This is a genomic window from Mesorhizobium sp. P2_E7 (assembly GCF_056403855.1).
The window spans coordinates 119,672-131,532 of record NZ_JBFUER010000009.1; the positions used below are offsets into that span (position 1 = coordinate 119,672).

General features: G+C 64.0%; 10 protein-coding genes. 1 reads left to right on the forward strand and 9 read right to left on the reverse strand.

Annotated features, from left to right (window positions below):
* Nucleotides 1–6 precede the first annotated feature (6 nt).
* From AC1DYC_RS29055 to AC1DYC_RS29095, 9 genes are all read right to left on the reverse strand, one after another.
* Complete coding sequence (locus AC1DYC_RS29055; protein ID WP_477411122.1) at nt 7–807, reverse strand: hypothetical protein; 801 nt, start codon at nt 805–807, stop codon at nt 7–9.
* Nucleotides 808–814: 7 nt separating this feature from the next.
* On the reverse strand, nt 815–2,794 hold the full coding sequence (locus tag AC1DYC_RS29060; RefSeq protein WP_477411123.1) for an ABC transporter permease: 1,980 nt from the start codon (nt 2,792–2,794) through the stop codon (nt 815–817).
* On the reverse strand, nt 2,791–3,870 hold the full coding sequence (locus AC1DYC_RS29065) for a quaternary amine ABC transporter ATP-binding protein (RefSeq protein WP_477411124.1): 1,080 nt from the start codon (nt 3,868–3,870) through the stop codon (nt 2,791–2,793). Before AC1DYC_RS29065 ends, AC1DYC_RS29060 begins: the two co-directional genes overlap by 4 nt.
* Before the next feature lie 71 nt (nt 3,871–3,941).
* Nucleotides 3,942–4,916: an ABC transporter substrate-binding protein gene (locus AC1DYC_RS29070; protein WP_477411125.1), complete on the reverse strand. Its 975-nt coding sequence runs from the start codon at nt 4,914–4,916 to the stop codon at nt 3,942–3,944.
* Nucleotides 4,917–5,393: 477 nt separating this feature from the next.
* Nucleotides 5,394–6,179 carry an SDR family oxidoreductase gene (locus tag AC1DYC_RS29075; RefSeq protein WP_477411126.1) on the reverse strand — a complete coding sequence of 262 codons (786 nt, stop codon included), beginning with the start codon at nt 6,177–6,179 and terminating at the stop codon, nt 5,394–5,396.
* Between the two features lie 10 nt (nt 6,180–6,189).
* Entirely contained in the window at nt 6,190–6,954 is a 765-nt protein-coding gene (locus tag AC1DYC_RS29080) for an SDR family oxidoreductase (protein ID WP_477411127.1), read from the reverse strand.
* A gap of 103 nt (nt 6,955–7,057) precedes the next feature.
* Nucleotides 7,058–8,566, reverse strand: coding sequence for a sugar ABC transporter ATP-binding protein (locus AC1DYC_RS29085; RefSeq protein ID WP_477411128.1), 1,509 nt, complete (start codon nt 8,564–8,566; stop codon nt 7,058–7,060).
* Between the two features lie 29 nt (nt 8,567–8,595).
* On the reverse strand, nt 8,596–9,534 hold the full coding sequence (locus AC1DYC_RS29090) for a substrate-binding domain-containing protein (RefSeq protein ID WP_477302358.1): 939 nt from the start codon (nt 9,532–9,534) through the stop codon (nt 8,596–8,598).
* A 112-nt stretch (nt 9,535–9,646) separates the two neighbouring features.
* Nucleotides 9,647–10,630, reverse strand: coding sequence for an ABC transporter permease (locus AC1DYC_RS29095; RefSeq protein WP_477411179.1), 984 nt, complete (start codon nt 10,628–10,630; stop codon nt 9,647–9,649).
* A gap of 254 nt (nt 10,631–10,884) precedes the next feature.
* Between AC1DYC_RS29095 and AC1DYC_RS29100 the strand changes: the two genes are divergently transcribed.
* Nucleotides 10,885–11,847 carry a sugar-binding transcriptional regulator gene (locus AC1DYC_RS29100; protein ID WP_477411129.1) on the forward strand — a complete coding sequence of 321 codons (963 nt, stop codon included), beginning with the start codon at nt 10,885–10,887 and terminating at the stop codon, nt 11,845–11,847.
* Nucleotides 11,848–11,861 lie beyond the last annotated feature (14 nt).

Here is an 11,861-nt window from a genome sequence, read left to right on the forward strand (position 1 = left end):
CACCAATCAATCCACCGGATAGTCGGGAGCAGCGTCGGTCTCCGTCACTTTGGCGGACAGCACATCGCAGTCGTTGGCCCAGTCGGGGCCATCGCCGCGCATCGCCATCGTGTCTGCCATCAGCAGGAACTGCATGGTTCTGAGCGCCCAGTCGGTCGGCTCTTCCGGCCAGGCGAAGACGCCGGCAGCGTCGCCGCCGAACTTGACATCGTGGCAGACGAAACCGACCTCGACCTTCCAGGATCGCAGCGCCGCGCCCGGCGGCGGGTAGGGCGGGTCGGGAAGCTCGAAGTGGTTGGCGACCGTGAGCTTCGTCGGCTCCGCCGGCTCGATGCCCTTGGCTTTGAAGGCGGCGACAGCGTCGTCGCGAAAACGCTCCAGCAGGCCGTCCCGCGTCAATCTGTAGGTCGAGCGAAAGAAGCCGCCGGCCCAGACGGATTCGTTATTGTCGTTGGAGATGAGCAGCGAGGCGCGGAAGCGGCGCAGCCTTGGCGCCAGCGCCTGCCAGTTGCACTCGGCTGGTGTCGCCGGCGTCGCAATAAAATCGTCGAGAAGATCGCTGCCGCGCACATTGGCGTTCAGCACCGAACAGTCTTCGCCATAGATGTGCCAGAGCTGGCGCAGCTCCGGGGCAGCGATGCCGGGCCTGCGCAGTTCCTCTACCGAGGCGCGGACCCGCGCAATGGCGTAGGACGTTGCCGCGTCCAGCGTCTCGAACCCCGAAACCATATGCTCGCCATCCGGCTCGCCGGTTTTAGCCATGTCGAAGACGAGAACGGCAAAAGGCGGTTCGCCCGGCTCGGACATTCGACAGCTATCCAAGTCTTGCCCTGGCTTTCGCCGTCCAGGCGTTGAACAGCCGGTCGGCGACGATGCCGATGAAGGCGATGGCCAGGCCGGCGACGATGCCGCGTCCGGAATCGGCCTTGGACAAAGCGATGAACACCTCCTGGCCGAGATCGCGCGTGCCCACCATGGCGCAGATGATGATCATCGCCAGCGCCATCAGGATGGTCTGGTTGACGCCCAGCATGATCTCGGGAAGCGCCAGCGGCAGTTGCACGCGAAAGAAGGTCTGGCGCGGGGTGCAGCCCGAAACCTTGGCAGCCTCGATCAGCGCCGGCGGCACCTGGCGGATGCCGTGATTGGTGTAGCGGATCGCCGGCACCACGGCGAAGGCTATCGTTGCGATCATCGCGGTGACGTCGCCGACCCGAAACAGCATCACCACCGGGATGATGAAGCAGAAGGACGGCAGCACCTGCAGCGTGTCGATGATGGGCGTGACGATCTTTTCGAAGCGGTCGCTGCGCGCGGCGGCGAGCCCGATCGGAATGCCGATCAGGCAAGCGATGAAGGCCGAGATGCCGCAGAGATAAACCGTTGCCATGGTCTTTTCCCACAGGCCGGTGATGGCACAGAAAGTAGTCAATGCCGCGACGAGGGCGGCCAACCGCAAGCCGCCGAGCTGATAGCCGGCCAGGCCGAGCAGGGCCACCGCGCCCAGCCACGGAAACCCCTCGCAGAAAGCCCGCACCGGGTTCAGCACGTTGAGGATGAGCGCGACGCGGAACGCTTCGATCGTGTCGAAGAAGTTGATGGTGATCCAGCTCACCGCTGCCTTCCACAAAGGCGCGGTGGTGAAGGTGATCGCCTTGGGCACCGCGGCGAAGGCCGGCACGAACAGGCCAAGCAACGTGGTGATGGCAAGGATGAGAACCGCCAGCGTCAGATTGGGATAGCGCCGCCAGAAGCGCGGGCTAACCTCCTGATGAACATGGCCCTTGGCGTGGTTGTGGGCGATGGCCTGGCTCAGTCGGTCGAGCGCGATGGCCAGCGCGACGATGGCGAGACCCGCTTCCATCGCCTCGCCGACCTTTAGTGCGCGCAGCGCCAGAAGCACGTCGTAGCCGAGGCCGCCGGCGCCGATCATCGAGGCGATGATCACCATGTTCAGCGCCAGCATGATCACTTGGTTGACGCCGACCATCAGTGTCGGCCGCGCCGAGGGCAGCAGCACCCGCCACAGTTTCTGCCGCGCCGTGCAGCCGGCCATCTCTGAGAAATCGTCGATCTCGGAAGGCACGCGCGACAGGCCGAGCATTGTCGCCCGCACCATCGGCGGCGTGGCGAAAATGGCGGTGGCGATCATCGCCGACACCGGGCTGTTGCCGAACAGGAGCAGCATCGGGATGAGGTAAGCGAAGGTCGGGATCGTCTGCATCAAGTCGAGGGCAGGGGAGATGATGAGCCGTTCGGCCCAGGGCTTGCGCCAGGCCCAGATGCCGGCGAACAGCCCGGTGACGATGCAGAACGGCACGGCGATGGAAATCAGCGCCAGCGTCAGCATGGCGCTCGTCCACTGGCCGAACAGCGCGATGTAGAGGAAACAGCCGCCGACCAGCAGGCCGAGCTTGCGGCCGCCCGCCGCATGCCCGGCCAGGTATGCGGTAGCGCAGACGCCGACCCAGGACAGGCGCGGCAGCACATAGGCGTCGGCGCCATGGCCGATCTTGAAATTTTTCGCCAGCAGATTGAGCGCGAAATCGAGGGGAACGCCGAGAACGGCGGTGATCGAGCGGGTCAACCACGAAAGGTTCGATTTGATCCAGCGCATCAGCGCGCTGACCCAGTCGGCGACGGGCACGACCGCATCGGCCGGATAGTTGACCGCCCAGGGCAGCCTGTCCTGCAGCAGGAACACCACCAGCACGGCGGCAAGTGCCAGCACCCAGATCACCAGCCAGCGCTGAACCGGCCGCCTCGCATCGCTGGCGCTTGCCGTTACCGTCATGCGCCGGCTCTCGGTTTGTCCAGACCGGCCAGCAGCCCGATCACCGCTTGCGGCGTCACTTCGCCGATTGGCTTGCCGGTGCCGTTGACCACCGCGAACAGTTTTCCCGAGGCAACGATGCTGGCCGAGAAACTGGCGATCTTGGCATCGGGCGAAACCGTGCCGCCATGCTCCGAGCCATCGCAGGCGCGCATCAGGCTGCGCGCCGAAATCACCTTGGCGCGGTCGACGTCGCGGGTGAATTCGGCGACATAGTCGGTCGCCGGATTGACCACGAGCTGTTCCGGCGTGCCGATCTGGATGACCTCACCATCCTTCATGATGGCTATGCGGTCGGCGAGCCTGATCGCCTCGTCGAAATCATGGGTGATGAAGACGATGGTCTTGTGCAGCATGGTTTGCAGCCGCATCAGCTCATCCTGCATCTCGCGGCGGATCAGCGGGTCGAGCGCCGAGAACGGTTCGTCGAGGAACCAGATCTCCGGCTTGGTGGCAAGGCTGCGGGCAATGCCGACACGTTGCTGCTGGCCGCCGGAAAGCTCGCGCGGATAAAAATGCTCGCGGCCACGCAGGCCGACCAGTTCGATAACCTCGCGCGCCCGCGCTTCTCGCGTCGGCCGATCCTGGCCCTGAATACTCAACGGGAAAGCGATGTTCTCCAGCACATTGAGATGCGGCAGCAGCGCGAAATTCTGGAACACCATGCCCATGCGATGGCGCCGCAGTTCGATCAGCGCGGCATCGGAAATCTTGAGCAGATCGTTGCCTTCGAACTCGACCTTGCCGTGGGTCGGCTCGACCAGGCGCGACATGCAGCGCACCAGCGTCGACTTGCCGGAGCCCGACAGCCCCATGATGATGAAGATCTCGCCCTGGCGTATTTCGAGATCGACGGCGCGGACCGCGCCGACCAGTCCGGCGGCAGTGACATCGGCCATGCTGGCCTTGCCGTCGCGCTCGCGAATGAAGTTCGCGGCGTTCGATCCGAACAGCTTCCAGACATTGCGGCAGGCAAGTTTTATCGGTCGCGCATCCTTTGGCGCGCCAGCTGCCTGCGGTTCAGTCGCTTCCGTCATCCAATGTTCCCTATGGAAATGGAGATATAGACCCGGCCGTAACGGCCGGGTCTGGTTTCCAGTCGGAGCGATTACTGCGCCCAGGCCTTCCAGTCGGCTTCGTGGGCGGCGATCCAGGCGGCCGCAACGTCTTCCGGCGTCTTGCCGCCGAGGTCGATCTCGCCGCTCATCTTGTTGAGCTCATCGGTGTTGATCGTGTAGGCCTTGGCCACCTTGTAGGCGACCGGCCATTTGTCCTTCATGCCGGACCACGAGTATTTCCAGATCTCGCCATGCGGCTTGCCGCAATCATACTTGGCGTCGGGATTGATGCCCCATTTCGGATCGGTGTAGCACTCGGGCGTGTATTCAGGGAATTGCACCCACTCGCCCTTGTACTTGGCCGGCGCCCAGTGCGGCGAATAGATCCACAGCATGATCGGCGCCTTGCGCTGATAGGCCGAGTCCAATTCCGCGAACATCGCCGCATCGGTGCCGGCATGGATAACGGTGAAGGGCAGCTTCAGCGCCTCGACGCGCTCGTCGTCAAAGCCTTCCCAGGTCACCGGGCCGCCGAGATAGCGGCCCTTCGGTGCCGTCTCCGCCGTCGAAAACGCCTCGGCGCATTTCGGGTCCTTCAGCGCTTCCCAGTTCGGCAGTCCGGGGCACTTTTCCTTCATGTACTCAGGAAACCACCATTCCTCCTTGGCCTTCGGTCCGAGCTTGCCCAGCCGCTCGGTCTGGCCGGTGGCGTCGGAAGCCTTCATGGCTTCGCCGGCGGTCGTGTCCCAGAATTCCAGGCCGACATCGAGGTCGCCATTGGTCAGGCCGGTGGTCAAGCTGGAGAGGTAGTCGGCGGTCGGGTATTCGACGGTGTAGCCGAGTTTTTCCAAAATGCCGCCAAGGATCTTGGCGTTCAGGTTGACGCTGGTCCAGTCGAACAGCGCGATCTTGATCGGGTCGTTGGATTCAGGTGCGGCCGCATGTGCGGCCGGTGTCAGTACACTTGCCGAGGCAAGTGCGAAGGCTCCCATTGATAGGTTCGAAATCACACTGCGAAATGACATGCTTGTTCTCCTGTCAAACCATGTGGAAATTCTTAGTCGTTCCCTTCTTGCGTCTTTTCTTGATTGTGTTGGAAAGGCGGGTCGTTGCGCAAGCTCGTTCGCACCAAACCATCGCGGCGGCCAGAGCAATTCCAAGGAAAAGTGCGAACGGTTTTCCGTCCGGAATTGCGCAAAACATAAAAGAGGCGGCGCGAGATGGTGCTCAATCTGGTGGTGGTATGATGCTGGACTGGCCCGCATCATGGCATCGCATGGATTGCTGCGCGAGCAATCGTCAACGGATCGATCGCCGCTCCGGCGGCGCTCTGAGACGTGCGAGCCATCAAGGTCCCATGATCTCGGCCGGCGAGCCCCATCCCCACCAAGGCCGTTTCATAGGATGAAATTATATATACCAACGTTCATGCGGCGCAACGGCTGATGCCCTGCGCACTGCGGAATTTCAGACTGGTCGATTGCCAACCGCCAGAGCTGACTTCACGACATGATAAGGCCGCCATCGACATTGATGGTCTGGCCGGTGATGTAGGTGGCGTCGTTGCTCGCGAGGAAGCTGACCAAGCCGGAGACGTCCTCGCCGCTGCCGGCGCGGCCCATCGGGATGTTCTTCACCCATTCGGCCATCAGCTCGCCGGGCTTGTAGTCGCCCATCAGCTTGCCCCAGGCGGCGTCGTTATAGGCCCACATGTCGGTGTCGATGATGCCGGGGCAGATCGCGTTGACGGTGATCTTCTCCTTGGCCACTTCTTTGGCTAGGCTCTGGGTGATGCCGACGACGCCGAACTTCGACGCCGCGTAGTGCGGCGTGTAGATGAAGCCTTGCCGCGCCTGGCCCGACGCCGTGTTGATCAGCCGGCCGCCTTCGCCATGCTTGCGGATGCGGGCGATCGCTTCCTGGCAGCACAGGAACACGCCCTTGGTGTTGACCGCCATCACCTTGTCCCATTCGGCTTCGGTCATCGCCTCGATCCGGGCGATGGTGATGACGCCGGCATTCTGCACCGAAATATCGACGCGGCCGAATTGCTTTTCGGCGAGGTCGTAAAGAGCTGTGACCTCATCCTTCCTGGTCACGTCCATGCGCATCGAAGCGACCTTGGCGCCCGCGGCTTTCAGGCTGGCGGCAACCTCTTCGACGCGGGCATCGATGGCGCTGACCACGACCGCAGCACCTTCCTTGGCAAAGCGTTTCGCCATTGCCGCGCCGATGCCGCCGCTGGCCCCGGTGATGACAGCCGTCTTGCCTTCAAAACGCTTCGGCACTTTTGTTCTCCTACCAGCAGACAAAACCGCCATCGACGATCAGGTCGATGCCGGTGACAAAACTCGCGGCGCGGCTGGCCAGGAACACGGTGGGGCCGACCATTTCTTCCGGCGCCGCCATGCGCCCCATCGGCGTGTCGCGCTTGAATATCTTGATCTGTTCGGCGACTTCCGGGCGCTTGTTCATGGGCGTCAGCGTGTAGCCGGGGCTGACGACATTGACGCGCAGGCCGCGATCGGCCCATTCCATGGCGAGGCTCTTCGACATGTGGATGACGGCGGCCTTCGAGGAATTGTAATGCGCCTGCGTCAGGCCGCGATTGACGATCGAGCCGGACATCGAAGCGATGTTGACGATCGAGCCCTTGCGCCGCGCCAGCATGGCGCGCGCCTCGGCCTGGCAGGACAGGAAAACGCCGCTGACATTGACGTCGTAGATCTTCTGCCATGTTTCCAGCGGCAGCGTCTCGGCCGGTTCGGCGCCGGCTATGCCGGCATTGTTGACGGCGATGGTCAGCGCGCCGAGTTCTTTCTCCGTGCGCTCGACCGCGGCGGCGAGGTCGCTTTCGGACGTCACCGTGCCGGTCAGCACCAGCGCCTTGCGGCCGAGCGCCGCGATCTTGTGAGCGGTCTCCTCTAGCCCGCCTTTCGAGCTATGACCGAAACAGGCAATGTTGGCGCCGGCCTCCGCCAGCCCGATGGCGATGGCCTGGCCGATGCCGCTGCCGGCGCCCGTCACCAGCGCCACGTCGCCGCTGAGATCGAATAGTTTCATCTTGCTCCCCCTCCTGAAATGAAGGGGCGCCATTGCTGGCGCCCCGCGCGGTCCGGTGCCTGGGAGGGTATCACCTGCTGCGCTTTGTTCCCATCCGTCATGCTCAGCTCGTGGCGAGTTCCATCACCGCGACATTGCTGGCCTCGCTGCGGTCGAGAATGCCGCGCTGCCGGCCGCGGCTCAGCACCAGCACGCGATGCGACAGCCCCAGCACTTCCTCGAGGTCCGAACTCACCACCACCACCGCCATACCGGAACGGGCGAGGTCGGCGATCACGTCGTAGATCGCCGCGCGTGCGCCCACATCGATGCCGCGCGTCGGCTCATCGAGGATGAACACCTTCGGCGGCCGCGACACCCATTTGGCGATGATCACCTTCTGCTGGTTGCCGCCGGAAAGCTTGCTGACCGCCTGGCCAGGCTTGCCTTTGACGCCGAGCCTGGCGATGCCGGCCTCGGCAAATTTCTGCACCGCCTTCGGAAACACCCAGCCCTTCGGCGCGACATGGTCGAAGTTGCCGAACGCCAGATTCTCGCCGATCGTCTGGTCGAGCACTACGCCCTGCGCCTTGCGGTCTTCCGGCACCAGCACGACGCCGGCCTTGATCGCCGCCGCCGGCCCGCTGAGATGCACCGGTTTGCCGGCAACCCGCACCGAGCCCGACGAGATCGGATCGGCGCCGGCGATGGCCCGCACCAGTTCCGTGCGGCCGGCGCCAATCAGCCCGGCGATGCCGAGAATCTCACCGGCTTTGACCGAAAAGGAGACGTTGTTGAAACTTCTCTCCGGCGAGGACAGATTCTCGACCTCGAGCAGCGTCTCCTCACGCGGCGGCGACAGATGCGGAAACATCCGCTCGACCGAGCGGCCGACCATCTGCTCCACCACGGTGCGCACGGGAATGTCGGCGCGTTCGTGGCGGGCGACTATCCGTCCGTCGCGCATCACCACCACGCGGTCGGCGATCTGCGCGATCTCGTCCAGCCGATGGCTGATATAGATGAAGGACATGCCTTCGGCCTTGAGCTTGCGGATCTGCTGGAACAACAGCTCCGTCTCTTCGCCGCCAAGTGCTGCCGTCGGCTCGTCGAAGATCAGAAGCTCGGCATTCAGCGTCAACGCCTTGGCGATCTCGACCTGCTGTTGGGCAGCGATGCGCAGCGTGCGCACCTTGCGCTCGGGCGAGACGTCGAGGCCGAGCCGCTTCAACTGCGCCGACGCCTTGGCGTTCATCTCGGCGCGGTCGATGCGGCCGCCGCGCATCGGCATGCGCCCGACATAGACGTTTTCCGCCACCGACAGGTCCGGCAGCAGCTTCAGTTCCTGGTGGATCATGCCGACGCCGGCATCGATTGCCGCGGCAGGCGAGGCGGGGGAATAGGGCTTCCCCCGCCAGATGATGGTACCGGCGTCGGGTCTGGTCGAGCCGGCGATGATGTTGGACACCGTCGACTTGCCGGCGCCGTTTTCGCCGAGCAGCGCCACGACCTCGCCGGGCCGCACCTCGAAGCTCGCATCGGCCAGGACCTGGACCGGTCCATAGCTCTTGCACAGGCCGTTGACGAAGAGCCCGTTATGCAGGCTTTCGCTGTGGCGAGGGGCAGTGGACATCGTGGCGCTCTCTTAAGCGGTGCCGCAGGTTACGGGTGCTTGGCGATGAACTGCTCGACATTGTCCTTGGTGGTCAGCGTCGCGTCCTGCAGATCTTCGGCGGGGACTTTCTCTCCGGCCACCAGCTTGATCGCCGCATCGACGGCGAGCCTGCCCATGCCTTGCGTCTGCTGCGTCGCGGTGACGTCGAACACGCCGTCCTTCAGCGCCTTCAGTGCCGCCACGTCGCCGTCGAAGCCGGCGACCCAGACCTTGTGGCCTGGATTGGCGACCTTGACCGCCTGTGCTGCACCTAGCGCCAGCGCATCGGCCTGGCCGATGACGATGGAGACATCGGGATGCGACTGCAAAAGGTCCTGCGTCAGCTTGAAGCCTTCGTCCTGATGCCAGCCTTCGCTCCACAATTCGCCGACCACCTTGATATCGGGATAGGCCTTGAGCGCTTCGCCGCAGCCCTTCGAGCGGTCGACCTCGGGCGTCGTGCCCTTCTGGCCATGGATGATGATCAACTCGCCTTTGCCGCCGGCCTGCTTGGCGATGTAGTCGCACACCGCCTGCGCCGAGGCGACGCTGTTGGTGGCGATGAAGGTATCGCCGGGCGCGCCGTCGGCGTTGCGGTCGACATTGATGACCGGAATGCCGGCGGCCTTGGCGGTCTTGGTCGGCACGGTGGCGGCGGTGGCCCCGGCCGGAATGTAGATCAGCGCGTCGATGTTCTGCGTGATCAAATCCTGCACCTGGCTGACCTGCGTTGCCGAATCGCCCTTGGCGTCGACAGTGACGATCTCGATGCCCTTCTCCTTGCCGTAGGCTTCGACCGACTGCTTGATCTGGTTGAAGAAGTCGGCTTGCAGGTTGGCGACGGCGAGGCCGAGTTTCTTGGCCTCCTTGGCCGAGGCCATGTCGGTCAGGCCGAGTAGCGGAATGATTGCGGCCGCGGCAAGCAGCAGTGAACGTTTGGTCAGCATGTGTTTCCTCCGTTGATAGTCAAACTGTCCCGCCAGCGCATCGCGCCCCTTGGAACATCCCAGTTTCGGATCGACCGATCCGTCTATCGCCCGGACGCTCCGGGCGAATTCCTCATTGAGCTCGCCGACGCCAGGTGTCGGTGGCGACCGCCAGCGCGATCACCACGCCGATCACCACCTGCTGGATGAAGGGCGAGACACCGAGCAAATTGAGCCCGTTGCGCAGCACGCCGATGATGAGCACGCCGACCGCGGTGCCGCCGATTGAGCCGACGCCGCCCGACAGGCTGGCGCCGCCGATCACCACGGCGGCGATGGTGTCGAGCTCATAGCCGAGGCCGGAGCTCGGCTGCACCGAATCCAGCCGCGCCGCCAGCACGATGCCGGCAAGCCCGGCGAGCACGCCGCAGATCGCGTAGACCCAGTTGGTCAGCGACTTAACCGGAATGCCGGAGAGCCGCGCCACCTCGGCGCTGCCGCCGATGGCGTAAAGGCTGCGGCCCGTGGCGCGGTAGTTGAGGAAGATGGCGAAGATGATCGCCAGCACCATCATCAGCCCGACGGTGACCGGCAGGAAGCCGAAATGGCGGATGATCGACAGGTTGGTGAACCAGTCGGGGAAGCCGACGATCTGCGAGCCGTCGGTGATCATGTTGGCAAGACCGCGCGCCACCGACATCATCGCCAGCGTGGCGATGAAGGGCGGCAGCCGGGTGACGGTCACCAGCAGGCCGGACACCAATCCGCAAAGGCCGGCGACGACCAGTGCGGCGACGACGCCGGCAGCAAGGCCGAGATTGAGATAATCGGGGTGGGCGACGAAGCCCATCACCATGGCGGCCAGCGCCAGCACCGAGCCGACCGAGAGATCGATGCCGCCGATCAGGATGACCAGCGTCATGCCGATCGCCATGATGCCGAGCACGGTGATCTGGTCGAGCACGTTGAGGATGTTGCGCACGGTGAGGAATGTGTCGGTGGTCAGCGTCAGCGCCAGGCACAAAAGCGCCAGCCCGATCAACGGTCCCATGGTTCCGGCGAACAGCGCCGAAAGCTTTGTACCCGTCGCGCCTTGAGCGCCGGGCGCGGCTTTCAACTCGCCAGCCTTCGACTCGCTTGCATCATTGCTCACGGCCACTTCGTCTCCTCCGTCAGCGAAACGGCGATGGCCTGCCGTCCGCTCTTGTTCACCAGGCACCTCCCTGTGAACAATTTATCTTTGATATGCAATTTTGTTCAGCTAAACTGTTCATTAGAAAATTGTCAAGGGCCGCGAACGCATTCGGCGGCGGTTTGCGCGGCAATGCGGTTTGCCTTACGGAAAAGCTTGCTGCGGGGAGGGCAAGAAAGATGGCGACCATAGAGAACGAGAAGGCCTCGCGCTTTCCGGACGCCGAACTGAAGGCCCGCGCCGCCTGGCACTACTACGTCGAGGGGCTGACGCAGGAGCGGATCTCCGAGATCCTCGGCATCGGCCGTATCAAGGTGCATCGCATCCTGTCCGCCGCCCGCGAGGAGGGCATTGTCCAGTTCCGCATCCGCGACAGCGTCGTCGAATGCGTGCAGCTTGAGGAAAGCCTCAAGCAGCGCTTTGGACTCAGCCAGGCCGTCGTGGTGCCGTCGGCCGCCGACCGCAGCAACGCGCCGCTGATGATCGGCCACGCCGCCGCCGCCTATCTCGCCGACAACGTCAATGCCGGCGATGTCATTGCGCTGGGCTGGGGCCGCACGCTGAAATTCGCCATCAACGAATTGCCGAGGCGACCGATTGCCAGAACCACGGTCGTTTCGATGCTCGGCGGCCTCACCCATGCACAGCCGCTCAACCCGACCGAAAGCGCCTGGGAATTCGCCGAGAAGATCGGTGCCGAATGTTTCCTGCTGCCGGTGCCGGTCTACGCCGACAAGCCCGAGCAGCGCGATGCCTTCATGAGCCAGCGCAGCGTCCAGGATGTCGTCTTCCGGGCGCGGCGGGCCAACATCGCCGTGCTCAGCGTCGGCTCGTTCTCCACCGACAGCCCGATCGCCAATTACGGTTTCATCAAGCCGAGCGAGCTCGAGGAATTGCAGGCGGCGGGTGCTGTCGGCGACATCCTCTGTCACTTCATCGACGCCGAGGGCCGCCCGGTCGACCATGAGGTCAACCGCCGCGTCTGCGCCTATCCGCTGCAGGAACTGTCGGACATCCCGAACATCATCCTGGTCTCGGGGGGCCAGGAAAAGGTGGCCATCATGCGCGCCGCGCTGGCCAACACCAAGATCGCTGTGCTGATCACCGATGAGGATGCAGCCAAGGGCCTGCTCAATCGTTGATCCTCGAGCGAGGC